This is a genomic window from Streptomyces sp. NPDC050842 (genome assembly GCF_044456565.1).
Classification (GTDB): Bacteria; Actinomycetota; Actinomycetes; order Streptomycetales; family Streptomycetaceae; genus Streptomyces.
Window position 1 is genome coordinate 192,658 of sequence record NZ_JBITGA010000011.1, and the last position, 24,451, is coordinate 217,108.

Genomic DNA, 24,451 nt, shown 5'->3' on the forward strand with positions numbered 1-24,451 from the left:
ACTCCTGCGCGGGCAGGGAACACGGGGACATGGGGCTGGGAAGTGGGCGTGGATGCAGGGAGGCCTGGTGCGGTTCCGGCCGGGACGAGGGAGCGGCTGCGGATCGAGCTGCTCGGGCCCGTCCGGGCACTGCGCGGCGAGACGCCGATCGCACTCGGCCCGGTACGGCGGCAGGCCGTCCTCGCCGCCCTGGTCCTGCGCGCGCCGGCCTTCGTGACGTACGGGCAGCTCCTCGACGACGTCTGGGGAACCGAACCTCCCGGGACGGGTCACCGGGTCCTGCCGAGTTACGTCTACGCCCTGCGCAAGGCCCTGGACACGCTGGGCGCCGGGCCCGCCGGGTCGGTGATCGAAGGACGGCACGGCGGCTACCGCTTCGTACCGGGCGAGACCCGGACCGACCTCGCCGACCTCGCCGAGCACATCGGCCTCGCGCGGCACGCGAAGGCCGCCGGTGACCTCGGCGGCGCCCTCCACCACGGCGACCGGGCCTTGGAACTGCTCCGCGGCGAACCCCTGCCCGGTGTGCCGGGACCGCTCGCGGGCACCGAGCGGCACCGCCTCGCCCGGCAGCGGCGCGCCCTGCACCAGGACCGGGCCGAGTGCCTGGTGCTGCTCGGGCGGTATCCGGACGCCCTGGACGGTCTCCTGGAGGCGCCGTCGGCGCGGCCTCACGACGAGCCGCTGGCGGCCCTGCGGATGCGCGCCCTGTACGGCAGCGGCCGGCAGGCCGAGGCGCTGGCCGTCTACCGGGAGACGCGGCGGCTGCTCCTCGACGAGCTGGGCGTGGAACCGGGCGAGGAGCTGCGCCGCGTACACCAGGCCGTCCTTCGCCGGGAGGACGAGCTGCTGCTCGGCCGGGCGCCGGGTCCGCACACGGCCGTCCCGCGCACGTCGGTCCGCGACGCGGCCGTCCCGGACTCGGCCGTCCCGGACGCGGGCGGGGGCGCACCGCTCCAGGACTCGCCACCCCCACAGCGTCCCCTTTCGCACCCTCGGCGCAACGAACTGCCGGGCGACACCGCCTGCCTGGTCGGCCGCGAGGCGGAACTCGCCCTGCTCACCGCCCCCGTGGCGCCCGGCGCCGTGTCTGTGATGACGATCGACGGCACGGCGGGCGTCGGCAAGACCGCCCTGGTGGTACGTGCCGCCTGGGCGTTGGGCGACGCCTACCCCGACGGCTGCCTGTTCGTGGACCTGCACGCGTACGGCGTCGCCCACGAGAGCGTCGGCCCGCAGCGGGCGCTGCGGCGGTTGCTCCGCGCCGTCCGTGAGCCCGGCGCCGAACTCCCCCACGGTTCGCCCGACATGGACGACCGGATCGACCCGGACGACGTGACGGAGCTCGTCACCGCGTGGCGTGCGGCGACGAGCGGCCTGCGGCTGCTGCTGGTCGTGGACAACGCCCGCAGCGCCGAGCAGGTCAGGCCGCTGCTGCCCGCGGGACCGGGTAGCCGGGTCCTGGTGGCGGGCCGGCATCGCCTGCCGGGCCTCGACGCCGATCTCCGGCTCACCGTGGAGCCACTCGGTTCCGGCGACGCCGTCGGCCTGTTCCGGGAGCTCCTCGGCGAGTCCCGGGCGGACCGCGAGCCCGAGGCCGCTCGCGAGCTCGCCCTGCGCTGCGGCGGCCTTCCGCTGGCGCTGCGCATCGCGAGCGCCCGGCTGCAGAACCGCCCGTCCTGGACGCTGGCCTTCCTCGCCGACCGGATGTCCGACGACGCGCGCGGCCTCGGCGAGCTGAGGGCCGGGGACCGCAGCGTGGAGGCCGCCTTCCGGATGTCGTACGACCAGCTCACGCCCGAACTGCGGCGCGGTTTCCGGGCGTTGGGTTCGGCGCCGACCGCCCGCTTCGACGCCCTCACCCTCGCCGCCATGCTGGGCCGGTCCGACGAGGACACCGAGGCCCTCCTGGAGGACCTGGTCGACGCGAGCCTGCTCCAGGAGCCGCATCCCGGCCGGTACCGGCTGCACGATCTCGTACGGGCACACGCGCGGAGTCTCGCGGCCGAAGCGCCCCTGGAAGCCGCCGCGGACCGCACCGCCGTCCTGCGGCTCTACGCGGCGGCGGGCCGCATCGCGAGCGACTGGTGGCCGGAGGCCTCCCCCACCGGCCAGGACGTCACAGGGCCGCCGCCGTTCTCCGGTTGGGGCGAGGCCTCCGCCTGGCTGAGCGCGGCGGGCGGAGACCTGGTCGACGTGGTGGCCTTCGCGGCCGCCGCCGGTGAGTTCGACCACGCCTGCCGGATCGCCGAGGCCCTCGTCGACCACCTGGCGCGCCAGGGCCACTTCCACGAGTGCCGTATCGCCCTGGAACGTGCCCTGGAATGCGCGGACATGACGACCGACCGCCGGATGCCCTCCTCGCTCCGCATCTGCCTGGGAATCGTCGACGTCTACCAGGGCCGGTTCCGGCAGGCGCACGACCGGTTCGCCGAAGCGCTGCGGTACGCCCGCTGCCAGGGTGATCCGCGCGACGTGGCCCGGGCGATCGCCGGAATGGGCGCCGCGGCAATGACGCTGGGCCGGACCGACGAGGCGCTGGCCCGGCTGAGCGAAGCGGTGGAACGGGCGTCCGCTCTCGACGACGACTGGCTGACCGGGACGGCGAACTGCAACCTCGGCGCGATCCACTCCCGGCAGGGACGGCACGAGCAGGCGCTGGACCACTACGCCACCGCGCTCGCCCTCGCCGAGAAGAACGGCCGCCCCCGGATGATCAGCAGCACCCTGTGTTTCGCCGCCGACGCCCACCTGGCCCTCGGCCGGCACGCGGAGGCCTCGGACCTGCTCCGGCGGGCGGCCGAACTGGCCCGCGAGGCCGAGGACCTCCCGCTCCGCGCGGCCGGCCTGTCACGGCTCGCCGTGGCGGAGCACGTACAGGGGGATCTGCGCTCCGCCGTCGACACCCACCACCAGGCGCTGTCGGCGCTGAACCGGCACACGAGCACGTGGCTGGAGATGGGGGTCCGGATCCGCCTCGGCAACACGTACGCGGCGGCGGGCCGGCACGCCGAGGCGCACGAGGAGTTCCGTACCGCCCTCGCCCTGCCCGGAGCGGGTGACCACCCCCGCGAGTACGGCATGGCACGCGACGGGCTGAGCGGCACCTCCCCGGGGTCGGGCGACCCCCGGGAGTGACCCGGGAGCGGCCCGGGAGCAACCCGGAGCGGCCCGGTCAGCCGGTGTGGGGCTTCCCGAACTCCTCGATGAGCACGGGATACTGCTCCCCGCCGTGCCCGGCGGCGATCGCGCGGTCCGCCATCGCCTTGATCAGCTTGGGCAGTTCGGCGTTGACGCCGAGCGTCTCGCTCTCCTCGACGAGGTGGTCCATCGCCCGCGCGTCGGTCTCCAGCGCCGACACCTCGGCGGGGAAGGAGCCCTTGTCGATCTGCTCGGCGTACCCGGGCAGCCAGTCGGCCACTCCGGCGGCGATCTGCCGCGCGAACGGCGCGTACGTCGCGGCGTCGACACCGGCCGTCCTGAGCAGGGCGGTGCCCTGGAGCCAGGCGTTCAGGACGCTCCACATCATGGTCAGGCCGGCCACGTCGTACAGGGACGCCAGGCCGTGGTCCGCCCCGAGGTGGGTCACCGTGCCGAGGGCTTCGAGCGTCGGCTCGTGCGCCTCGAAGACCTCCTGGGGACCGCTGTGGAGGATCACCGCCTCGGCGGTGCCGATCCCCGACGGGATGGCCATGATGGCGCCGTCCAGGTAGCGGGCGCCGCGCCGCGCGGCCCACTCGGCCGCTTCGCGCGCCTGGCCCGAGCTCCCCGAGGTGAGGTTGATCAGGGTCGTACCGTCCAGTGGGACGTCGTTCGCGTCGAACAGCTCGTACATGGCGTCGTAGTCGGTGAGGCAGACGATCGTCAGGGGACCCGCCGTGAGCGCGTCGCCGAGGGTCGGCGCCGACCGTGCGCCCGCGGCCACCAGTGGGGCGGCCTTGGCGGACGTACGGTTCCACACGGTCGTGGGATGCCCTGCGTTCAGGAACGCGCCGGCGAGTGCCCGGCCCATCAGTCCGAGTCCGATGACCGTCACGGGCGCGTGGGGTGTGTTGTTCATGGCAGCATCGTCAACGTTGATACCGGTGTGAAGGTCAAGCGAGGTTTCGATGCGTATCGGGGAACTCAGTCGTCGGGCGGGCGTCAACGCCCACCAGTTGCGCTACTACGAGGCCCAGGGCCTGCTGACGGCGGACCGCGGCACGAACGGCTACCGGGAGTACGACGAGAGCGCCCTGCTGAGGGTGAAGCAGATCCGGCACCTGCTCGGCGCCGGGCTGTCCTCGGAGGACATCGCGTACCTGCTGCCCTGCGCGGTCGGCGAGGTGCCGGAACTCGCCGGGTGCCCGGAGCTGTTGGCCGCGATGCGCTCGCGCCTGCGGCGACTGGACGACCAGATGGACCGGCTCGCCCAGTCCCGCGAAGCCCTCGCCGACTACATCGTCGCGGCGGAACGCGTGGGCGGCGAGAGCTACCCACCCTTCACGGATGCCGACGCCGACGTACGGGCCGTCGCCTCCTGAACGGGCGCTCGCGGCTCCCGGTCACGAGTCCCAGGTGACCGGGAGGCTCTTCACGCCGTAGATGTCCGCGGTCTCCGGACGGAGGGCGACGTCCTCGGCCGGTACGGCCAGGCGTAGCGTGGGGAAGCGGGCGAGCAGCGCGTTGAACGCGACCCGCATCTCGACGCGGGCCAACTGCGCGCCCAGACACAGGTGGACGCCGTGACCGAAGGCCACGTGTCCGGTGGACTGCCGCCGGATGTCGAGGACATGGGGGTCGGCGTGACGCTCGGGGTCGCGGTTGGCGGTGTTGTACGAGAGGACGACCGTCGTCCCGGCCTCGATCAGTTGCCCGCCCACCTCGACGTCCTCCAGCGCCGTCCGCATGAACGACTTGGCGACGCTCAGATACCGCAGCAGCTCCTCGACGGCCTGGTCGATGAGCGCGGGATCGTCGCGCAGCGCGGCCAGTTGCTCCGGGTTCCGCAGCAGCGCGAAGGTCCCGAGGGCCAGCATGTTCGCGGTGGTGTCGAATCCGGCGGCCAGCAGGATCAGGCTGATGCCCTTCAGTTCCTCGTCGGTGAGGTCGCTGTCGGTGAGTTCGCTGAGCACGTCGTCGGTGGGGTTCGCGCGCTTGGCGGCCACCAGTTCGGCGAGGTACTCCTGGGTCGCGGTGTAGGCCGCGATCAGCTCCTCGTCGCCGGTCTCCCCGCCCATGAACGTGTCGATCTGCTCCTGGAAGGCGTCCCGGTCCTCGTACGGCACGCCCAGCAGCTCGCAGATGACGATGGTGGGGATGGGCTTGGCGAACGCGGTGACCAGGTCCACGTCCGGCCCGGTCTCCTCCATGGCGTCCAGGCAGTCGGCGGTGATCTGCTCGACGCGCTCGGTGAGCAGCCGCATCCGCCGCGCGGTGAACTTGCCCACCAGCGGCTTGCGGTAACGGCTGTGGTCCGGATCGTCCATGAGCAGGAACTCGCCGGGCGGCGCCGGCGGGATCTCGAAGTCGACCACGTTCAGGAGGTCCTTGCGGGAGCTGAAGCGGGGGTCGGCCAGGACGGACCGGACCAGGTCGTAGCCGGTGATCAGCCAGCCCTCCTTCCCGCCGGGGTGGGTGTAGCGGCTGATGGGGCCGTGCCGGCGGGCGTCGACGAGCTCGGCCGGCGGGTCGAAGGGGCAGCCGGTGGGACGCTCGGTCGGCAGCGTCGTGACGGTGTGGACGGTGTGGACGGTGTCGGTCATCGCCATTCCTCATCTCGCGACATTGCGCGTTTGCGCATGGCGAAAGCTACGTTGCGTTCATGGTCTCGTCAATCGCGAGAATCGCGTTAACACAGGTAGAGCGCGGTAAATTGATGCAATGGCGCTGCACATGAATGCAATGACGCGTTGCAATGAATGACGGCGAAGGCAATACGCACGCGCGACCTACGCGCGCGCGGATTCCCCGGGCTTCCGCCCCCAGGCAGTGAGCATCCCGGCCGACAGCGCGGCGCACTCGTCGGATTCCAGGTAGCGGACCGCCTCGTCGACGGCCGCGTCGTCGACGAGGCCGGTGGCGAGCATCGCCGCTCTGCTCCGCTGCCAGGTGTCCGCCCAGAAGCGGCTGAGAGGACTGCCGGGCCGCAGCGGCGGTACGTGGATCTCGGCGGCGACGGGCACGAGCCCCGCGCCGCGCAGGAGCTGGGGGTACGACGGCACCCGACTGACGTCGGTCCCGATGGTGTCCCGAAGCCCCTGCCACATCGCCCGCATGGCCGCGGTGTACGGAGTGCCGGGCCTCACGTCGCCCGGCAGACCGCTCGTCAGGTCGACCGCGTCGCTGAGCACCAGCACCCCACCCGGCTCGACGAGTTCGGCGAGCCGGGTGACCAGGCGGGTGTGCTCGGGCAGGTGCATCAGCACGAAGCGCGCGTGGACGAGCCGGAACCGGCCGGGGGCGAAGTCCGGGGCGGTGACGTCGGCCTCCAGCACGTCGAGCCCGGGCAGGGGCCGGTCCCTGAGGAACCGTACGTCGCGGTCCACGGCGAGCACGCTCGTCACCCCGGCCTCGGCGAGCAGCCGCCGGGAGACCGTGCCCGTACCGGCCCCCACGTCCAGGCACCGCCACCCCGGACCGGCGCCGAGGGCCCGCAGCCGCGCCATCGTGATGTCGTCGTAGGCGAGGGCGCCGAAGTCGATGCGCTCGCCCTCGCCCGCCTGCTCGGGACGGAACACGGCCTCGCCGTAACGGCCGCCGAACTGTTCCATGACCGGACCTCTTCCTGCCGGGGAGCGGTGCCGGGCGGCCCGCGACGCGGGCCGCCCACCGCACCGATACTCCCCCGGCGACCGCCCGTACGGCCGAGGCGCGCCGCCTGCTTGGATGTCTCCCATGTTGAGTTCCACGAAATCCGCCGGTGCGCTCCGGACAGCCGCGCGTGTCTCCGCCGAATCGCTTCTCGTGCTGCTGATGGCCGCGGTGACGCTCTGGCTCGTGGGCCGGATGTGGTCCGTCGTGTGGCCGCTGATCGCGGCCCTGTTCCTCACCACCCTCACCTGGCCGCCGGCCCGGTTCCTGCGGCGGCACGGCTGGCCCCCCGCCCTGGCCGCGACCACGGTGACCGTGCTCTTCCTCCTGCTGATCGCGGGCATCGTCGCGCTGATCTCCGTACCGATGGCGTCCCAGTCCGGCGAACTCGCCGACGGCGTGGTCGAAGGGATCCAGCGGCTGCGCGAGTGGGCGGCCGGGCCGCCCCTGAACATCGGCGACAGTCAGATCAACGGCGCCCTCGACACCGCCGTCGCCCGCCTCCAGGACAGCATCGGCAGCATGGTCAACGCCGTCGCGACGGGGGTCGGCACCGTCTTCAACGGCGTGGTCACCGCCTTCCTCGCGCTCTTCCTGATGTTCTTCTTCCTCAAGGACGGGCCGCGCTTCCTGCCGTGGCTGACCCGGCAGCTCCCCGGCCGGCTCGCCACCGACATCCCGGTCGTGGCCGCGCGCGGCTGGGACACGCTCGGCGCGTTCGTCCGATCCCAGGCGTTCGTCGGCCTGATCGACGCCGTCCTCATCGGCCTCGGCCTGTGGTTCCTCGACGTGCCGCTGGTGCTTCCGCTGGCCGTCCTGACGTTCGTCTCCGCGTTCGTGCCGATCATCGGCGCCTTGTTCGCGGGGCTCGTCGCGGTCCTCATCGCCCTGGTGTCGAACGGCCCGACCGACGCGCTGATCGTGCTGGCCCTGATCGTGGTCGTCCAGCAGCTGGAGGGGAACGTCTTCCAGCCCATGCTCCAGAGCCGGGGCCTGGGTCTGCACGCGGCGGTGATCCTGCTCGCGGTGACGCTCGGCGGCAGCCTGGCGGGCATCGTGGGCAGCCTGCTCGCCGTCCCCGCGGCCGCGCTGATCGCGGTGGTCTGGAACTACATCCGCGGGGAGCTCGACGAACCCGGGCAGGAACTCCCGGGTCCCCGGCCGGAACCGGCGGCCGACGAACCGCCCGCCGGCCCGGCCCTCGACCCGGCCGCGACCGCGTAGTCCGGCGGTTCGACGTGCGCGTCACGACCCGCGGGTGAACCATTGAAGGGGGTCGTGCGTGCACCAACCGCATGCGGGGGAAGTCAAGGCATCAGCATCAGCTTCGGCTTCTAGAGGTGGCGAGCGTGGACGTCTTCGATGCCGTCGTCGTCGGGTCCGGTTTCGGCGGATCCGTCACCGCATTTCGTCTGGCCGAGGCCGATCTGAGCGTATGCCTGCTGGAAAGAGGACAGCCGTTCCCGCCGGGGTCCTTTCCGCGTAGCCCGCACGACGCGGCGAAGAACTTCTGGGACCCGGACTCCCGCCTGTACGGAATGTACGACATGTGGAGCTTCTCGAAGCTCGACGCCCTGGTGTCCAGCGGGCTCGGCGGGGGCTCGCTGATCTACGCCAACGTGCTGATCCGCAAGCCGGAGAGCTGGTTCGTCCACGAGGCGTTCGACGGCGGCTACGAGGACTGGCCCGTCACACGCCAGGACCTCGATCCGTACTACCAGCGGGTCGAGGACATGCTCGGAGCGCAGCGGTACCCGTCCGATGTGAAGCCCTATCAGGACACGCCCAAGACCCTCGCCATGGAGGAGGCGGCGGCCCGGCTGGGTCTTCCGTGGGAGCGTCCGAAGCTGGCCGTGTCGTTCGGAGACCCCGCCGTGCCCGGCGCTCCCATTCCGGGCGGCGAGGACAACATCCACCACAGCCCCCGCTTCACGTGCAAGCTCGTCGGCGAATGCGACCTCGGCTGCAACTTCGGCAGCAAGAACAGTCTCGATCTCACCTACCTCAGCGCCGCGGACCAGCTCGGGGCGGACATCCGGACCGGCTGCGAGGTCCGCTCGTTCGAACCGGTCCCGCAGGGGTTCCTGGTCTCCTACATCAAGCACGACTCCGCCGGGGACGGAGATCCGCACGCGTCTCCCGAGGTCCACACCCTCAGGGCCAAGCGGCTGGTCCTCTCCGCCGGCACCCTCGGCACCACCTATCTGCTGCTGAGAAACCACAGCGCCTTTCCCGCACTCAGTCCGGCGCTGGGCACCCATTTCTCCGGAAACGGCGACTTCCTCGGACTGGTCCTCAAAGCCCGGCGGAGGATTCAGGGCAGGCCCGGGCAGACGGAGCCGCGCATGCTGGAGCCGAGTTTCGGCCCGGTCATCACGAGTGCGATGCGCGTGGACCGCGAGGAGAGAGACGAGAACGGCGAGAGCGTCCGGGGCTTCTACATCGAGGATGCCGGATACCCGGAATTCCTGAACTGGCTCGTCGAGCACAACGTCCTCACCATGTCGAACAGGGTCGCGAGGTTCCTGCTGCGGCGAGGCTGGTCGCAGCTGACGGGAACGGCCAAGAGCCGTGTGGGGCGACAACTCGGCGACGCCATGGGCAAGGGACTGTTCACCGCGACGTCCGCGCCGCTGCTCGGCATGGGAAGGGACGTCCCCAACGGCCGCATGTTCCTCCGGGACGGACACCTCGACCTCGCCTGGGACCTGACCGCCTCGGCTCCGTACTTCGACCAGATGAACACGACCATGCGGCGCGTGTCCCACAGCATCGGCGGGCGCTACGCCTCCAGTCCCCTGTGGTGGATGAACCGCCTCATCACCGTGCATCCCCTGGGCGGAGCGCCGATGGGACGCCATGAGCGGGAAGGTGTGGTCGACTCCTTCGGGCGGGTGTACGGCTACCCGGGTCTGTCGATCGCCGACGGCTCGGTGATGCCCGGTCCCGTAGGCCCGAATCCCTCGCTCACCATCGCGGCGCTGGCCGACCGGTCGGCCGACCGCATCATCGAGGATCACCGACAGCACTCCGCGGAGCCCTCATGACGACCGGCCAGGGCGGCGAGCGCCGCGACGCGTCCCCCCGCAGATCCCTCATCCTCGCCGGCGGCGGCCTGAAGGTGGCCTTCCAGGCGGGAGTCCTGCAAGTCCTCCTCGACGAGGCCGAGTTGCGGTTCGACCATGTCGACGGTGCCAGTGGAGGCGTGTTCAACCTCGCGATGTACTGCCAGGGGATGTCCGGGCGCGAGATCGCGGACAACTGGCGCACCCTCTCCCCCCTGAAGGGCGTCACCCCGAACTGGCGCGAGCTGCCGAAGGGACCGTACGCCCGTTCCCTCTTCACCCTGGACGGCTACCGGCGTCGCGTCTTCCCGGACTGGGGACTGGACTGGGAGCGGATCCGGGCCACCGACCGGGAAGCCACCTTCAACCTCTACGACTTCAGCTCCAACGAGCTGGAGACGGTGACCGCGGACCGCATGGACGAGGACCGCTTCTGCGCCGGGGTGGCACTGCCCATGTGGTTCCCTCCCGTCGTGATCGACGGGAAGACGTACATCGACCCGGTCTACCTGACGGACGGAAACGTCGAGGAGGCCATCCGGCGAGGCTGCGACGAGCTGTGGATCATCTGGACGGTCAGCCGGCGGCACCGCTGGCGGAACGGCTTCGTGGCCAACTACTTCCACATCATCGAAACGACCGCCAACGGCCAGTTGAAGCACTGGCTTCGCCGGATCGAGGCCAGCAACACGGCCATCCGCGCGGGAGAGCACGGAGAGTTCGGACGCCTCATCGACGTCAGACTCCTGAGCGCCGAGGTCCCGCTGAACTACCTCGTCAACTTCAGCAGGGACCGATTCGCCCAGGCCGTGGAACTCGGAGTCCACCGCGCCCGCCAGTGGTGCACCGACCAGGGGATTCCCTGGAAGCCCGGCGCCCCTCCGGACCCCGACGACCCCACCCGTCTGCGCTTCACCGAACGCATGGTCGGACGCGTCGCCTTCGGCGAGCCTGACGTCCAGGACACGCACCCGCAGGAGGACGGAGCAGCCGTCGACCTGGCCCTGCATGTGACCGTCGACATCCAGGGGATGGACCGCTTCCTCGTCGATCCGGAGCACGAGGCCTCGCTGCGGGGAGAGATCGTCTGCCAGGCCCTGGGCGGACGCCTTCCGGTGACGCGAGGGACGTTCCAGCTGTTCGTGGAACAATCCGACCCCGAACACCTCCAGATGCGCTACCGCCTGTTCTTCACCGATCGCGCCGGTCACCCCCTCACCCTCAGCGGACACAAGGACGTCAACGAGGACTCCCGCCGGGGAGTCTGGAAGGACACGTCCGTCCTCCACACCCGTGTTCTCCGTGGCCACGTCGGCGTCGACGAGGAGCCCGGAGCCCAGGTGGTGGCCTCGGGAACCCTGCGCATCCGCCCGGCCGACTTCCTGAAGCAGCTCACCACCTTCCGGGTCGAAGCGCCGACGCTCGCCGGCCGGGTGACCACCCTGGGCCGCTTCGGACGGTTCTTCTCCGGCAAGCTGTGGGACGTGTACGCACAGAACGTCCTGCCCTGGTCGCCCCTGTGAACGAGGAGCCATCGTGGACGTCAATGAATTGCGCAGGCACGCGACGGCGCTCCGTTTCACCCCCCGGGACCCGGTGCGCTGGCTGGCACCGACGGAGCTGGCACGTACGGCGGTCAAGGTCGGGCTCGCCGCGGTGTTCGCCGACTACGCGGACAAGCGCGAGATCCAGGGCGCTCTCCGGGCCGGGCTGCTTCAGGCGCCGTTGGCGCAACCGGACGCCGGGGAGATCTGGATCGACTTCGTCGCCGACCTCGGCGACGGCTTCGAGGCGACGTACTCGGTGGCGTCCGCGCTGGCCGCGCCCGAGCTCGCCGTCTCCGCTGCCGAATCGTGCCCCCGGGGCTCGCTGCTCGTCCTCGGCGGGGACCAGGTCTATCCGGTGGCATCGACGACGGCGTACGAGGACCGGCTGAAGGGGCCCTACCGCGCCGCGCTCCCGTCGGCACCCGACCAGCCGCTCATGCTGGCGCTGCCGGGCAACCACGACTGGTACGACGGACTCACCGCGTTCCTGCGGACGTTCGCCCAGGACGGGTCCATCGGCGGCTGGCAGACCCGGCAGACCCGGAGCTACTTCGCGGTGCGGCTGCCGCGGCGCTGGTGGCTCGTCGGTCTCGACAGCCAGCTCGGCTCCTACATCGACGATCCGCAGCGACGCTACTTCGAGACCTGCCTCTCGCCACGGCTGCTGCCGGGCGACAGCGTGATCGTCTGCTCCGCCGCGCCGACCTGGGTCAAGAGCCACGCGGATCCCGACGCCTTCAACACCCTTCACTGGTTCGACCGGAACTTCGTCCGGACCCGACTCGACCGGGCGACCGGGCAACGCGAGGACACGGGCGCGGCGATACGCCTCTGGCTGACCGGCGACAAACACCACTACGCCCGCTACGCGGAACGTCTGCCCGACGACCCGCACGCGTCCGGCGGCCCTCCTCACGCGAACCCCCGACGGCGCCAGATGGTGACGTGCGGCCTGGGCGGCGCGTTCCTGTCCTCCACGCACAGGCTCCCGACCGCGCTGCCGCTGCCCCCTGCCACCTCGCGGCTGCGGGAGAAGGACGACCCGCCGACGGCATTCGCCCTCACCCCGCACACGTACCCCACGGCGGAAGCGTCCCGCTCGCTCGCCCGTGGGATCGCCAACCCCTTCACGCGGCACTGGCTCGGGTGGCGCAACCCCTTGTTCGCCGTACTGGCCGGGGTGGTGCAGCTGGTGCTCGTCCTGCTGATGAGTGGCGCGTTCGCCCTTGCCGCGGGGAGAAAGCATCCCGTCGACGCCGTACGGAGTGCCGGCGCCGACGACCTGATCGGCATGTTCGGCATGTGCGCCTTCCTCTTCGCCCTTCCCTTCCTGCTCGGCTGGGGAAGACGACCGGCGGACGCACGGCCGCCACGGAGAATGACCGGTCCGATCGTCGCCACGCTGCTCCAGCTGTCGGTCGCCGTCGGGGTCCTGGCCATCACCGTCACCGTGGTCTGGGCGCTGCCACCTTCGTGGTTCGGGTTCTTCCTGCTGGTCATCCCCCTGATCGTCATCGCGGTGTTGGGTGCCCTCCTCGGCTCCGAGGCCTTCGCCCTGTGGGTGCTCTGGACGGACTACGGCCTGGTCGCCGACTGGCAGATGTCCGGCCAGTCCATCGACGACAGCACGGGCTTCGTCCGGATGCACATCGCGCCGGACGGCACCCTCACGCTCTACCCGCTGGCACTCGACGGCACCTGCCGGGACTGGGAACTCGACGTGGTCGCGGACACCCCGACCTCGTGGGTCCGGCCGATACCCGGTACGCCGCCGACCGTGAGGCTCATCGAACATCCCGTGGTGATCGCACGGCACGGAGCGCCCGACTGAGCACACCCGGCCGATTCCCGCACCGGCCACCGAACCCGGGCGGTGGTGGAGCGGTCGCCACGGCCCCGGTCCGGGTGGGCGGATCTGCTCGTCGCCGCAGCCGCGGGTCAGCGCACGCGCCCGCGGGCCTTCAGCTGGGTCGCCGGGACCTCCGGGGCCGGAAGGCGGTCGCCGTCGTAGCCCTTCACGTCGCCGAAGCGCCCGCTGGTCATCCAGGCCTCGCGGGCCTCGCGGATCTCCTCGTCCGTGCGGCCGATGAAGTTCCACCACATGACGATCTCCTCCTCGAACGGCTCTCCGCCGAGGAGCATCAGGCCCGCGTCCGACAGGGCGCGCAGGGGCAGCTCGGTGCGGCCGCAGCCGAGGTACAGCATGGAGCCGGGCAGGACCGGTACGCCGTCGACGTGGGCCTCGCCCGACATGGACAGGACGGCGTACTCGAAGTCGGGCTCCAGCGGGAGGCTCGTCTCGGTGCCCGCCGTCAGCGTGAGGTCGGCGCCGACGAGCGGCGAGTACGTGGTGCCGGGCGAGGCGGCGCCGTCGAGTGCGCCGAGGATCACGGTGGCCGTGAGACCGGGGGCCGTGACCCGGGGCAGGTCGGCGTGGTGCTGGAAGTGGGGTCCCACGTGGCGGTGGGCGTCGGGGAGCGCGACCCACAGCTGTGCGCCGTGCAGGAAGCGGGCGTGCGGGCGGGGGCTCTCCTCCGAGTGGGAGATCGCCCGGCCCGAGGTCATCAGGCCCAGCTCGCGCGGGCGGATCGTCTGCAGGCTGCCGGTGGAGTCGCGGTGCAGGACCTCGCCCTCGTGGAGCCAGCTCACGGTCTGCAGCCCCATGTGCGGGTGGGGCGGGACCTGCATGCCGGGCTCGTCGGCGATGTCGTCGGGGCCGTAGTGGTCGACGAACGCCCAGGCGCCGACCATCCGCCGGCCGAGGTTCGGGAGCAGTCGGCGCACCTCGGTCGACTCCCCGAGCTGGACGCGCCGCGGGCTGAGGAGCTCCCGTACGGGCTCGGCGACGACGAAGCCGCGGCCACCGCACACCGTCAACGCGGCCTGACGATCAAGATTGCTCATGACGCTCAACCTATCGTAGTGGAATGTTCAACCATCCAGGCTTGTTGACCTGGTCGACCGTCACACAGAGTGGCAGATCCGGGAAGCCGGAAGGGGAGAGCAAGTGAGCGACACGTACTACGAGTTCGGAACGGCCGGGGAACGCTGGGACCGCGCGCGGCTGTTCTTCGACGCAAAGGAGTACGGCACCGCCGTCCGTATCCTGCGCGGTCTCGTCGCCGAGCACCCGGAGCAGACGGCCCAACGGCTCCTCCTCGCGCGTGCCTACTACCACTCCGCGCAGCTCACCCGGGCCGAGACCGAGCTGCGTGCCGTCCTGGACCGCGACCCCGTCGAGCACTACGCCCGGCTGATGCTCGGGCGCACGCTGGAGCGGCAGGGGCGCCCCGACGAGGCCGCTCCGCACCTGCGGATGGCCGCCGCGATGGCGGGCGAGACCGCGTCCTGACGCCGTTCTGATACCCCCGCACGGTATGGTCGCGCCAGGAGGTCCTGGTCTTGCGTACACGTCGGGCGGCCCGCGGACAGCGCGGCATGCGAGCAGGAGGTGCCCTGGCGCACCTCCTGCTCGTCGTCGTGCTCGCGCTCGGGGTGTTCCTGATGCACGCCGTCGGCCACCCCGAGGGCTCCGGCGGTACGCCGGATACCACCGCGGCCGCCCACCACTCCGCCCCGGAGCCCGGCGCGCATGCCGCCGGCGGCGACAGCTCCGACGCGCGGCACGACCCCGGTGCGGGGATGGACATGACCACGCTGTGCGTGGCCGTTCTCGGCGCCTGGCTCCTCGCCGGGCTCGTCCGGGCCGCCCTGGCCCGACGCCCCGACTGGCTCACCGTCGTCCTCGCGCGGCTCATCCCCGCCCTGGGACCCCACGCGCCACCGCGCAGACCTCCCGACCTCGCCCTGCTGTCGATCCTGCGGATCTAGGCCGTATCGCCACCGCGGGCGCCTCGCGCTGCCCGTGAACGCCTTCGACCTGACCCTTTTCCCGCCGGTACGGACGCCCGTTCCGTACGGACAGCACACGAGGTATCACTCCCATGCGCACCTTCACGCGTCGCACTGCCAAGAAGTTCGCCCTCGCCGGCGTCGTCACCGCCACCGGGCTCCTGCTCGCCGCCTGCGGAACGGACGACGGGATGAACGGCATGGACCACGGCGGGACGTCCGCCACGGCCTCCGCCAAGTCCTCCGCTTCCGCCTCGCCCTCCGCCTCGTCCTCCGCCTCCGCCTCCGCATCCGCATCCGCATCCGCATCCGCATCCGCATCCGCCGAAGCGTCCGCCACCGGGGCCGAGGCCGCCGCGCCCGGGGCCTTCAACGACGCGGACGTCATGTTCGCGCAGATGATGATCCCCCACCACGAGCAGGCCCTGGAGATGGCGAAGCTCGCCGACGGCCGGGCCGAGGACCCCGAGGTCAAGAAGCTCGTCGCCGCGATCGAGCAGGCGCAGGACCCGGAGATCCAGAAGATGAAGGCCTGGCTCAAGGGCTGGGGCAAGCCCGAGTCCGCCGGTGCCGGTCACGGTTCCGAGGGCGGGAGCGGGAGCGGGAGCGGCCACGGCATGGCCGGGATGATGTCCGAGCAGGACATGAAGGACCTGGCGGCCGTCAAGGGCGAGGCCTTCGACCGGAAGTTCGCCGAGCTGATGATCGCCCACCACGAGGGCGCCGTCGACATGGCGAAGTCCGAGCAGAAGGACGGCCGGAACGCCTCGGCGAAGAAGCTCGCCGACGATGTCGTCCGGACCCAGTCCACCGAGATCGCCGAGCTGCGGAAGATCCTCGACCGGCTCTGACCGCGAGCGGCCGGCCCCACACCGGGGCCGGCCGCGCGCCCCGGACCTTCCGCTCCTTCCTTCCTCTCCTCCGGCGAAAGAACGATGAAGAAGTACATCCCCGGGCCCACGGGCACCGCCGCCGTCACCGCCCTCACCCTCGCCCTCACCCTGACCGCCTGCTCGCAGGAGCCGGCCGCCGACGACGCCCCCACCGTCACGCTGAGCCACATCCACGGCCTCGGCGTACGCGGCGACACCCTCTACGTCGCCACCCACGACGGCGTCCACACCCCCGACGCCACCGGCCGACCGACGCTCGTCGGCGACCGCCGGGACGACTTCATGGGCTTCACGGTCACGGCTTCGGGCGCCTTCCTCGCGAGCGGGCACCCCGCCCCCGGCACCGGCGGACCCGCCGACCTCGGCCTCGTCGAGTCGACGGACGCCGGGCGCACCTGGCACGAGAAGTCCCTCGGCGGCGAGGTCGACTTCCACTCCCTCGACACCGCGCCCGATTCCACCGTCTACGGCTACGACAGCGCGAACGGCCGCCTGCGCGTCAGCCCCGACGGCGTCACCTGGGAGGACCGGGCCGCCCTGCGCGCCCTCGACATCGCCGTCTCCCCCGCCACCCCGGGCACCGTCCTCGCCACCACCGAGACCAGGGTGGCCCGCAGCGCGGACGGCGGCAGGACCTTCGCCCCGGGCGAGGGCCAGGTCCTCTCGTACGTCTCCTGGGGTGCTCCCGACGCCCTCTTCGGCGTCGATCCGAGCGGGGTCCTCTTCCGCGGTACGGATACGGGGACGGGTTCCGGTGTCCGCTGGGCCCGGGTCTCCACCGTGCCGGGCGGGGCCCCTCAGGCGCTCACCGTCGTGGACGCCCGCCGGCTGCTCGCCGCCACCCAGGTCGGGGTGTACGAGTCACGGGATGGCGGGCTGACCTTCGAGCGGCGGGTCACGGTGACGTCGGGGAAGGGCGGCCACTGACCTCACCCCTCGCGCCGCTCCACGACCACCTCGCCGCCCACCACGACCGTCTCCGCCACCGTGCCCGGGATCTCCTCGGGCGCGACGCGGAGGATGTCACGGGAGAGGACGACGAAGTCGGCGAGCTTGCCCACCGTCAGCGAACCCCGCTTGTCCTCCAGGTGGTTGGCGTAGGCCGAGCCCATCGTGTAGCCCTCGACGGCGGTGGCGACATCGATGGTCTCGCCCGCCGTCCAGCTCTCCCCGCCGCCGGGCGGGCGGCGGGTGACGGCGGCGTGGATGCCCACCATGGGGTCCATCTCGGCGACGTTCCAGTCGCTGGAGAGGGCGAGGACCGCCCCGGCCTCGCGCAGGCTGCGCAGCGGCCAGGCCTTGTGCCAGCGGTCCGGGCCGACGTTCTCGGCCCAGTCCTTGCCGGGGCCCGCGATGTCGGGGGCGGCGTGCCGGGGCTGCATGCAGGCGACGACGCCGAGTTCGGCGAAGCGGGGGGTGTCGGCCGGGTCGAGGCACTCGACGTGGACGATCTGGTGGCGCGCGTCGCGCGGCCCGTTGGCCGCGCGGGCGCGCGCGACGGCGTCGAGGACGGTGCGGATGCCCCGGTCGCCGGTGGCGTGGACGAAGCACTGGAAGCCGCGCGCGTCGAGGCGGGTGAGGAGCTCGGCGAACTCCTCGGGCGGGTAGAAGGTGTCGCCGCGATGGTGGGCGCAGCCCGCGTACGGCTCCAGGAGGGCGGCCGTGCGGGGTTCGACGACGTCGTCGATGTACAGCTTGAGCGGGCCGACCCGCAGCCGGTCGTCCGCGAACTCCTTCGCCGCCGCCTCGAAAGCGTCGAGGTCCGTGTCGGTGGTGCCGCGCGGGTGGAAGAGCGCGGCGACGATCCGCGAGCGGAGCCGGCCCTCGGCGCGGGCGCGCTGGAAGAGGGCGAGGTCGTCGAGGGAGTTCTGGGGTTCGACGACGGTGGTGATGCCGTAGCCGATGGCGTCGTCCAAGCTCTTGGCGAGGCGGCCGTACTGCCGGTCGGGCGAGGCCCAGGGCACGCCGAGCTCGCGCAGCGCGCGGTGGCCGTCGCGGGAGAGCCCCTTGATCGCGAAGTCCTTGACGAATCCGGTGGGTTCGCCGGTGGCCGGATCGGTGACGGCGCTACCGAAGGGCAGGTCGGTGTGGTCGCGGTCGACGCCGAGTCGCCGGAGGGCGGCGGTGTTGAGCCAGGCGGTGTGCACGTCGTAGCTGAGGACGACGGCGGGGGTGTCGCCGGTGGCCGGGTCGAGGTCGGCGGCGGTGGGCATGCGTCCGCCGGGGACGGCCGAGTAGTCGAAGGCCTCGGCCTCGATCCACTCGGCGTCGGGGTGCGCCGCGTGCCAGGAGCGGATGCGGTCGTGGATGGCGTCGAGGGTGCGGGCGCCCGCGAGCTGGACGCAGGCGTCGTCCGAGCCGAGGCGGACGTGGTTGTGGGCGTCGACGAAGCCGGGCAGGACGAGCCGCCCTCCGGCGTCGAGCACCCGGGTGCCGGGCCCCGTCCAGGCGTCCGCTCCGGCGTCGGAGCCGATCCAGACGATGCGGCCGGCGCGGACGGCGAGGGCCTGCGCCTCGGGGAGCGCGGGGTCGACGGTGTGGATGCGGGCGCCGCGGAGGACGAGGTCTGCGGGGGCGGGGGTCGCGGCGGTGGTGCTGTTCATGCGGGTGGCTCCGTGACGTACGTACGAGTGACGAGTGTGGTGCGCAGGGAAGGGACCGGGGGACCCGGGGTGCGTCAGGGGTGCGCCGGGGCGACCGTGCGACGGGCGAGGAGCACGTACACGAGGGCGGAGACGACCGCGCCGAGGAGCGTGAGGTCCGCGCCGCCGAGCGGGGCGACCAGAGGGCCGGTCCACAGTTCGGAGTCGCAGGTGAGCGCGGAGAACGTGAGGCCGGCGACGAGCGCGATCAGGCCGGGCGGATGCCAGCCCGAGCGGTACCAGTAGGCGCCGCCCTCGCGCGCGTGCAGGCCGGCGGAGTCGTAGGCGCAGCGCCGGAGCACCATGTCGGCGAGGAAGACGCCGCCCCACGGGGCGAAGACGATGATCAGGAGGGAGAGGAAGGAGAGGAGCGAGGTGGTGAAGTCGGTGAGGAAGAGGGCGCCGAGGGAGCCCGCCGCGGTGACCGCCGCGCTGATGACGATGGCCCGCGCCCGGCTCCACGGGATGCCGAGGACCTGGAGGTTCAGGCTCGACGAGTAGAGCGTGATGATCGAGTTCGTGACCGAGCCGCCGAGGACGAGGGCGAGGAAGAGCGGCTGGAACCAGCCGGGGAGCAGGCTCTCGGTGCCCGCCACCGCGTCGGTCATGTCGGCCTGGGTCGCGGCGGCGACGCCGGCGACGCCCAGGGCGACGGAGGAGAGGAAGCCGCCGAGCGCGCCGCTGAGGGTGACGGCCTTGAGGGAGGTCGTACGGGGCAGGTAGCGGGTGTAGTCGGCGGGCATGGGGAGGTACGAGAAGGGGCCCGCGAGCATGACGACGAAGGCGATGCTCCAGCCGGCGGCGCCGGGCGCGGCGGAGGGGGCGGCGGTGTCGGCGCCGGGCAGCACGAGGACGAGGAGCGCGGCGAAGCCGACGGCGAGGACGTAGGCCATCCAGCGTTCGGCGAACTGGACGGTGGCGTGGCCCCAGAGGGCGACGGCGAAGGTCAGCGCGAGGGTGACGCCGAGGGCGAGGGCCCGGGTGAGGTGCCCGCTGTGCCAGCCGAGGTCGGCGAAGAAGGCTTCGAGGGCGAGGGTGCCGACCACGGTGTTCACGATGGTGTAGCCGATGCTGACGATCCAGTTGAGCAGACCGGCGGGCCAGTTCCCGCGGACGCCGAAGGCGGCCCGGGAGATCACGAGGGTCGCGGTGCCGGTGCGCACGCCGCTGAGTCCGGCCGCGCCGATGGCGAGGAAGGAGAGGCCGCCGAGCACGACGACGAGGGTCGCCTGCCAGAAGGAGAGCCCGAAGGCGACGGCGAGGGCGCCGTTGATGACGTAGGTGAACGTGAGGTTCGAGCCGAACCAGAGCCAGAAGACGTCCTTGGCGCTGCCGTGCCGTTCGGCGTCGGGGATGGGGTCGATGCCGTGCTCCTCGACCTGGAACACCTCGTCCCGGCCGTCCGTGGTCACGGTCACCGTCTCGTGTCCGAGCACACCGCACCTCCTGTCTTGAATGCTGTTCTAAGTTTTTGAATGACATTCAAGATGTGCGATGGATTCAGGCCACGTCAAGACCTTCGGAGGTTGCGGTTAGGGTCGATCAGGTCACGGAACGACAGAGCGAGGATGGTGGCGGCGGCGGTGGCACGGGCAGCACGACGGCGGGACGGGCACGTCACCCAGGAGCGGATGCTGGAAGAGGCCATGGCGGCGATCGCCGAGGACGGCCTCGCCTCGCTCACGATGTCGGCGCTCGCGGAGCGGCTCGGCACGAGCGGCGGCCACATCCTGTACTACTTCGGCAGCAAGGACCTGCTGCTGCTCGCCGCACTCCGGTGGAGCGAGGCCGCGCTCGCCGAGGAGCGCGGCGCCCTGCTGGCCCGGCGGATCACGGCCGAGCGCAAACTCGATCTCTTTCTGCGGCTCTACCTGCCGCGCGGCCCGCGAGATCCGCGCTGGACGCTGTGGATCGAGCTCTGGGCCCGCACCCCGGGCAACACCGAGCTGCGCGAGGCCCAGGAGGCGCTGGACCGGGGCTGGCAGGAGGACCTGGAGTCCCTGCTGGCGGCGGGGGTCGCCCGGCGGCGTTTCGCGCCGCTGGACGCCACCGAACGGGCCTCCGAACTCCTGGCGCTGCTCGACGGGTTGAGCACCCGGGTCGTCCTGGGCCAGGAGTCCGGCCGGGACACGCGACCGGCGCTGGAGGCGGCGCGGTCCGCGGCGCGGCTGCTGATCACTCCATACGCCTCCGACACGCCCCGGACGGAAGAGAAATGACGGCCGCTCAGTCCCGGTAGGCCTCCAACAAGCGCAGCCACGCCTCGCTCAGGGTCGGGTACGACGGTACGGCGTGCCAGAGCCGGGCGATCGGCACCTCGCCGACCACGGCGACCGTCGCCGAGTGGAGGAGCTCGCCGATCCCCGGGCCGACGAAGGAGGCGCCGAGGACGACCTCCCGGTCGAGGTCGACGACCATCCGGGCCTGGCCCCGGTAGCCTTGGGCGTAGAGCCCGGCCCCGGCGACCTGCCGCATGTCGACGTCGACGGCCCGGACCCGGTGACCCGCCCGCTCGGCCTCGGCCAGGGTCAGGCCGACGGCGGCCGCCTCGGGGTCGCAGAACACCACCTGCGGAACGGCGGCACGGTCGGCGGTGGCCGCGTGCGCACCCCAACTCCCGTCGTCCAGCGGCCCGGTGCCCTTTGCGCGGGCCGCGATCGCGGCACCGGCGATCCGGGCCTGGTACTTGCCCTGGTGGGTCACGAGCGCGCGGTGGTTGACGTCCCCGACCGCGTAGAGCCAGTCGCTGCCGGTGACCCGGAGGCTGTCGTCGACGTCGAGCCAGGAGCCCGGTTCGAGGCCGACCGTCTCCAGTCCGAGGTCCTCGGTGCGCGGGGCCCGGCCGGTCGCGAAGAGCACCTCGTCGCCCTCGACGTGGTCGCCGCCCTCCAGGACCACGGTCACCGGGCCCGTGCCCCCGTCGCGTACCACCGCGGCGACCCGGGCGCCCGTACGGACGTCCACACCGCGCGACGCGAGCGCCGAGGCGACCCGCTCGCCGACGAACGGCTCCATCCGGGGCAGCAGGCCCACGCCCCGCACCAGCATCGTGACCTTCGCGCCGAGGGCCTGCCAGGCGGTGGCCATCTCCACCCCGACCACTCCCCCGCCGACCACGGTCAGCCGCGCGGGCACCTTGCCGGCGCTGGTCGCCTCACGGCTGGTCCAGGGCCTGGCCCCGGGCAGGCCGGGCAGCTCGGGGAGGACGGCGCGGCTGCCGGTGCAGACGGCGACCGCGTGCCGGGCGGTGAGGACGTGCTCGTCGCCCTCGGGTCCGGTGACGGCGACCCGGCGGGGCCCGGCGAGGCGGCCGTGCCCGCGGAAGACCCGTACGCCGATCGAATCCAGCCAGTCGACCTGTCCGTCGTCCTTCCAGTGCCCGACGACGGTGTCCCGGTGGCGGAAGACCTCCAGGGCGTCGAGCGGGCCGTAGACCGACTCGCGCAGGCCGGCGACCTTTCGGGCGTCGGAGCGGGCGAGCGCGGGACGCAGGAGGGCCTTGCTGGGCATGCACGCCCAGTACGAACACTCGCCGCCGATCAGCTCGCTCTCGACGATCGCGGCCGTGAGCCCGGCCGCCCGCACCCGGTCGACGACGTTCTCGCCGACCGGACCCGCCCCGAGGACCACCACGTCGTAGGCGCTCTCTTCCACCGTTCGTGTCATGATCCCAGTCTGCTGGCACGGGTCCGGAATAGCGCGGCTCGATACGCCGTTGTGCCGGGCGAGTCCCCAGGGGACCGTGAGGACACCGCCAGGAGACCCCGAAAGGCAGGCAGGCATGAGCACCGTAGAGCTCACCAAGGACAACTTCGACGAGATCGTGAGTGGGAACGGTTTCGTCCTGATCGACTTCTGGGCTTCGTGGTGCGGTCCCTGCCGTCAGTTCGGCCCGATCTTCGAGGCCGCGTCGGAGCGGCACCAGGACCTGGTCTTCGCGAAGGTGGACACCGAGGCGCAGCAGGAGCTGGCCGCAGCGTTCGAGATCCGCTCGATCCCGACGCTGATGATCGTGCGGGACAACGTGGCCGTCTTCGCGCAGCCGGGTGCACTGCCGGAGGCCGCCCTGGAGGACGTCATCGGGCAGGCCCGCCAGCTGGACATGGACGAGGTCCGCAAGTCGGTCGAGGCCTCGCAGCAGCAGTGACGCCGTGACGAGAGGGGTGCGGGAGAGCCTCCCGTACCCCTCTCGCGTATGCGTTCTCGTCCGTGCTCAGCGCTCCAGGACCAGCGCGAGGCCCTGGCCCACGCCGATGCAGAGCGCCGCGAGGCCCGTGCCCGAGCCGGCCGCGGCGAGCTGGTGGGCCACGGATCCGGCGAGACGGGCACCCGAGGCGCCCAGCGGGTGGCCGATGGCGACGGCGCCGCCGCGCGGGTTCACGATCTCCGGGTCGAGTTCCGGCCATTCGGCGAGGCAGCCGAGCGCCTGCGCCGCGAAGGCCTCGTTGAGCTCGAAGGTCGTCAGGTCGGCGAAGGAACGTCCCGCCTTCTCCAGCGCCCGCCGGACCGCAGCCACCGGGCCGAGGCCGAAGAGCTGGGGCTCGATGCCGGTGACCGCGGACGTACGGATACGGGCGAGCGGCTCGCGGCCGGTCTCGCGCAGCCCCTCCGCGTCCACGAGGAGCAGGGCCGCCGCACCGTCGTTGAGCGGCGAGGAGTTGCCCGCCGTGACGGTGCCGCCCGTGGGGCGGAAGGAGGGCTTGAGCTTGGCGAGCGCCTCCAGGGACGTGCTGTCGCGGATGCACTCGTCCCGGGTCAGGTCCACGCCCGCGTACGGGACGACCTCGTCGTCGTACAGCCCCTTCGCCCACGCCTCGGCGGCCTTGCGGTGGCTGGCGAGCGCGAAGGCGTCCTGCCGGTCGCGCGTGAGGCCGTGCTTGTCGGCGACGAGCTCCGCGCCCTCGCCGAGGGGGACCGTCCACTCGGCCGGCATGCGGGGGTTGGTCATGCGCCAGCCGAGGGTCGTCGAGTGGAGCTGCTGGTGACCGGCGGGGAAGGCCCGCTCGGGCTTCTGCAGGACCCACGGGGCGCGGGACATGGACTCGACGCCGCCGGCGATGGCCACCGACGCGTCGCCCAGCGCGATCGCGCGGGCCGCCTGGATGACGGCCTCCATGCCGGAGCCGCAGAGGCGGTTGACGGTGACGCCCGGGACGGAGACGGGCAGTCCGGCGAGCAGGACGGCCATCCTGGCCACGTCGCGGTTGTCCTCGCCCGCGCCGTTGGCGTCGCCGAAGTAGACGTCGTCGACGCGGGCCGGGTCGAGCGCGGGCGTGCGGTCGACGAGGGCCCGCACCACGTGGGCGGCGAGGTCGTCCGGGCGCACCCCGGCGAGCGCGCCCCCGAACTTCCCGATCGGTGTGCGGACGGCGTCGACGATGTAGACGTCGCGGATGCTCATCGGTTCTCTCCCACGTGACCTTCGGAACGACTCTGTTCGCCTGGTGCCTCGCCCGGTGAGGAGACGTTCCGTCTCCGGGCGTGCGCCGCCGAGTCTGTGCCCGTCGCCGCGCGGTGTCAACGGGCCTCTTCAGGCCGGGGGCGGGGGCGGCCCGCAGGGGAGAGTGCCAGGTCAGCCACGGGGCGAGCGCCGGGACCGGCTGCGGGTAGCGCGTCAGGCCCACCGCGGGGAGAGCGCGGGGCCTGCCGCAGGAAGTGCG

Annotated in this window: 20 protein-coding genes; 12 read left to right on the forward strand and 8 right to left on the reverse strand. The window is 72.2% G+C overall.

Annotation, left to right across the window (positions count from 1 at the left end):
- Window positions 1-48: 48 nt before the first annotated feature.
- Entirely contained in the window at window positions 49-3,138 is a 3,090-nt protein-coding gene (locus ACIBG6_RS32135; RefSeq protein WP_399226239.1) for an AfsR/SARP family transcriptional regulator, read from the forward strand.
- A gap of 37 nt (window positions 3,139-3,175) precedes the next feature.
- Here the strand turns inward: ACIBG6_RS32135 and ACIBG6_RS32140 are convergent, their stop codons facing one another.
- A complete protein-coding gene (locus ACIBG6_RS32140; RefSeq protein WP_399226240.1) occupies window positions 3,176-4,060 on the reverse strand; it encodes an NAD(P)-dependent oxidoreductase in 885 nt (294 codons plus the stop codon).
- A gap of 49 nt (window positions 4,061-4,109) precedes the next feature.
- On the opposite strand from ACIBG6_RS32140, the gene ACIBG6_RS32145 reads away from it, so the two are divergent.
- Window positions 4,110-4,523, forward strand: coding sequence for a MerR family transcriptional regulator (locus ACIBG6_RS32145; protein ID WP_399226241.1), 414 nt, complete (start codon window positions 4,110-4,112; stop codon window positions 4,521-4,523).
- A gap of 21 nt (window positions 4,524-4,544) precedes the next feature.
- Here the strand turns inward: ACIBG6_RS32145 and ACIBG6_RS32150 are convergent, their stop codons facing one another.
- Both ACIBG6_RS32150 and ACIBG6_RS32155 read right to left on the reverse strand, forming a co-directional pair.
- Entirely contained in the window at window positions 4,545-5,744 is a 1,200-nt protein-coding gene (locus tag ACIBG6_RS32150) for a cytochrome P450 (protein ID WP_399226242.1), read from the reverse strand.
- A 186-nt stretch (window positions 5,745-5,930) separates the two neighbouring features.
- Window positions 5,931-6,752 carry a class I SAM-dependent methyltransferase gene (locus ACIBG6_RS32155; protein ID WP_399226244.1) on the reverse strand — a complete coding sequence of 274 codons (822 nt, stop codon included), beginning with the start codon at window positions 6,750-6,752 and terminating at the stop codon, window positions 5,931-5,933.
- A 115-nt stretch (window positions 6,753-6,867) separates the two neighbouring features.
- Here ACIBG6_RS32155 and ACIBG6_RS32160 point away from each other — a divergent pair, with 115 nt between their 5' ends.
- The 4 genes from ACIBG6_RS32160 to ACIBG6_RS32175 all read left to right on the forward strand — a co-directional run bounded on the left by ACIBG6_RS32160 (window position 6,868) and on the right by ACIBG6_RS32175 (window position 13,235).
- Window positions 6,868-8,016, forward strand: a complete 1,149-nt coding sequence (locus tag ACIBG6_RS32160) for an AI-2E family transporter (RefSeq protein WP_399226246.1) — start codon at window positions 6,868-6,870, stop codon at window positions 8,014-8,016.
- A 125-nt stretch (window positions 8,017-8,141) separates the two neighbouring features.
- Window positions 8,142-9,839 carry a GMC oxidoreductase gene (locus tag ACIBG6_RS32165; protein ID WP_399226247.1) on the forward strand — a complete coding sequence of 566 codons (1,698 nt, stop codon included), beginning with the start codon at window positions 8,142-8,144 and terminating at the stop codon, window positions 9,837-9,839.
- A complete protein-coding gene (locus tag ACIBG6_RS32170; RefSeq protein ID WP_399226248.1) occupies window positions 9,836-11,380 on the forward strand; it encodes a patatin-like phospholipase family protein in 1,545 nt (514 codons plus the stop codon). Before ACIBG6_RS32165 ends, ACIBG6_RS32170 begins: the two co-directional genes overlap by 4 nt.
- Window positions 11,381-11,393: 13 nt before the next feature.
- The gene (locus ACIBG6_RS32175; protein ID WP_399226249.1) at window positions 11,394-13,235 is read left to right on the forward strand and encodes a hypothetical protein; all 1,842 of its coding nucleotides are present in this window, start codon (window positions 11,394-11,396) and stop codon (window positions 13,233-13,235) included.
- Between the two features lie 107 nt (window positions 13,236-13,342).
- Here the strand turns inward: ACIBG6_RS32175 and ACIBG6_RS32180 are convergent, their stop codons facing one another.
- Window positions 13,343-14,308 carry a pirin family protein gene (locus ACIBG6_RS32180; RefSeq protein WP_399226250.1) on the reverse strand — a complete coding sequence of 322 codons (966 nt, stop codon included), beginning with the start codon at window positions 14,306-14,308 and terminating at the stop codon, window positions 13,343-13,345.
- A 103-nt stretch (window positions 14,309-14,411) separates the two neighbouring features.
- On the opposite strand from ACIBG6_RS32180, the gene ACIBG6_RS32185 reads away from it, so the two are divergent.
- From ACIBG6_RS32185 to ACIBG6_RS32200, 4 genes are all read left to right on the forward strand, one after another.
- Window positions 14,412-14,756 (forward strand): tetratricopeptide repeat protein, encoded by a 345-nt coding sequence (locus tag ACIBG6_RS32185; RefSeq protein ID WP_399226252.1) that lies wholly within the window; start codon window positions 14,412-14,414, stop codon window positions 14,754-14,756.
- 86 nt (window positions 14,757-14,842) lie between these two features.
- The gene (locus ACIBG6_RS32190; RefSeq protein ID WP_399226253.1) at window positions 14,843-15,235 is read left to right on the forward strand and encodes a DUF6153 family protein; all 393 of its coding nucleotides are present in this window, start codon (window positions 14,843-14,845) and stop codon (window positions 15,233-15,235) included.
- A 113-nt stretch (window positions 15,236-15,348) separates the two neighbouring features.
- On the forward strand, window positions 15,349-16,107 hold the full coding sequence (locus ACIBG6_RS32195; protein ID WP_399226254.1) for a DUF305 domain-containing protein: 759 nt from the start codon (window positions 15,349-15,351) through the stop codon (window positions 16,105-16,107).
- Window positions 16,108-16,191: 84 nt separating this feature from the next.
- Window positions 16,192-17,076 carry a F510_1955 family glycosylhydrolase gene (locus ACIBG6_RS32200; protein ID WP_399226255.1) on the forward strand — a complete coding sequence of 295 codons (885 nt, stop codon included), beginning with the start codon at window positions 16,192-16,194 and terminating at the stop codon, window positions 17,074-17,076.
- Between the two features lie 2 nt (window positions 17,077-17,078).
- Here the strand turns inward: ACIBG6_RS32200 and ACIBG6_RS32205 are convergent, their stop codons facing one another.
- Both ACIBG6_RS32205 and ACIBG6_RS32210 read right to left on the reverse strand, forming a co-directional pair.
- On the reverse strand, window positions 17,079-18,752 hold the full coding sequence (locus tag ACIBG6_RS32205) for an amidohydrolase (RefSeq protein WP_399226256.1): 1,674 nt from the start codon (window positions 18,750-18,752) through the stop codon (window positions 17,079-17,081).
- Window positions 18,753-18,826: 74 nt separating this feature from the next.
- Window positions 18,827-20,227 carry a purine-cytosine permease family protein gene (locus ACIBG6_RS32210; RefSeq protein ID WP_399226257.1) on the reverse strand — a complete coding sequence of 467 codons (1,401 nt, stop codon included), beginning with the start codon at window positions 20,225-20,227 and terminating at the stop codon, window positions 18,827-18,829.
- 147 nt (window positions 20,228-20,374) lie between these two features.
- On the opposite strand from ACIBG6_RS32210, the gene ACIBG6_RS32215 reads away from it, so the two are divergent.
- Window positions 20,375-21,010 (forward strand): TetR/AcrR family transcriptional regulator, encoded by a 636-nt coding sequence (locus ACIBG6_RS32215; RefSeq protein WP_399226258.1) that lies wholly within the window; start codon window positions 20,375-20,377, stop codon window positions 21,008-21,010.
- A gap of 7 nt (window positions 21,011-21,017) precedes the next feature.
- Here the strand turns inward: ACIBG6_RS32215 and ACIBG6_RS32220 are convergent, their stop codons facing one another.
- Window positions 21,018-22,457, reverse strand: a complete 1,440-nt coding sequence (locus ACIBG6_RS32220; protein WP_399226260.1) for a dihydrolipoyl dehydrogenase family protein — start codon at window positions 22,455-22,457, stop codon at window positions 21,018-21,020.
- Window positions 22,458-22,572: 115 nt separating this feature from the next.
- Here ACIBG6_RS32220 and trxA point away from each other — a divergent pair, with 115 nt between their 5' ends.
- Window positions 22,573-22,938 (forward strand): thioredoxin, encoded by a 366-nt coding sequence (trxA, locus tag ACIBG6_RS32225; protein WP_399226261.1) that lies wholly within the window; start codon window positions 22,573-22,575, stop codon window positions 22,936-22,938.
- A gap of 66 nt (window positions 22,939-23,004) precedes the next feature.
- Here the strand turns inward: trxA and ACIBG6_RS32230 are convergent, their stop codons facing one another.
- Complete coding sequence (locus ACIBG6_RS32230; RefSeq protein WP_399226262.1) at window positions 23,005-24,192, reverse strand: thiolase family protein; 1,188 nt, start codon at window positions 24,190-24,192, stop codon at window positions 23,005-23,007.
- Window positions 24,193-24,451 lie beyond the last annotated feature (259 nt).

Excerpts from the sequence above, each read along its gene's own strand:
- ACIBG6_RS32205 (WP_399226256.1), bottom strand. The coding sequence starts at position 18,752 with ATGAACAGCACCACCGCCGCGACCCCCGCCCCCGCAGACCTCGTCCTC.
- ACIBG6_RS32170 (WP_399226248.1), top strand. The coding sequence starts at position 9,836 with ATGACGACCGGCCAGGGCGGCGAGCGCCGCGACGCGTCCCCCCGCAGA.
- ACIBG6_RS32200 (WP_399226255.1), top strand. The coding sequence starts at position 16,192 with ATGAAGAAGTACATCCCCGGGCCCACGGGCACCGCCGCCGTCACCGCC.
- trxA (WP_399226261.1), top strand. The coding sequence starts at position 22,573 with ATGAGCACCGTAGAGCTCACCAAGGACAACTTCGACGAGATCGTGAGT.
- ACIBG6_RS32230 (WP_399226262.1), bottom strand. The coding sequence starts at position 24,192 with ATGAGCATCCGCGACGTCTACATCGTCGACGCCGTCCGCACACCGATC.
- ACIBG6_RS32190 (WP_399226253.1), top strand. The coding sequence starts at position 14,843 with ATGCGAGCAGGAGGTGCCCTGGCGCACCTCCTGCTCGTCGTCGTGCTC.
- ACIBG6_RS32195 (WP_399226254.1), top strand. The coding sequence starts at position 15,349 with ATGCGCACCTTCACGCGTCGCACTGCCAAGAAGTTCGCCCTCGCCGGC.
- ACIBG6_RS32150 (WP_399226242.1), bottom strand. The coding sequence starts at position 5,744 with ATGACCGACACCGTCCACACCGTCCACACCGTCACGACGCTGCCGACC.
- ACIBG6_RS32155 (WP_399226244.1), bottom strand. The coding sequence starts at position 6,752 with ATGGAACAGTTCGGCGGCCGTTACGGCGAGGCCGTGTTCCGTCCCGAG.
- ACIBG6_RS32220 (WP_399226260.1), bottom strand. The coding sequence starts at position 22,457 with ATGACACGAACGGTGGAAGAGAGCGCCTACGACGTGGTGGTCCTCGGG.
- ACIBG6_RS32140 (WP_399226240.1), bottom strand. The coding sequence starts at position 4,060 with ATGAACAACACACCCCACGCGCCCGTGACGGTCATCGGACTCGGACTG.
- ACIBG6_RS32180 (WP_399226250.1), bottom strand. The coding sequence starts at position 14,308 with ATGAGCAATCTTGATCGTCAGGCCGCGTTGACGGTGTGCGGTGGCCGC.
- ACIBG6_RS32160 (WP_399226246.1), top strand. The coding sequence starts at position 6,868 with ATGTCTCCCATGTTGAGTTCCACGAAATCCGCCGGTGCGCTCCGGACA.
- ACIBG6_RS32145 (WP_399226241.1), top strand. The coding sequence starts at position 4,110 with ATGCGTATCGGGGAACTCAGTCGTCGGGCGGGCGTCAACGCCCACCAG.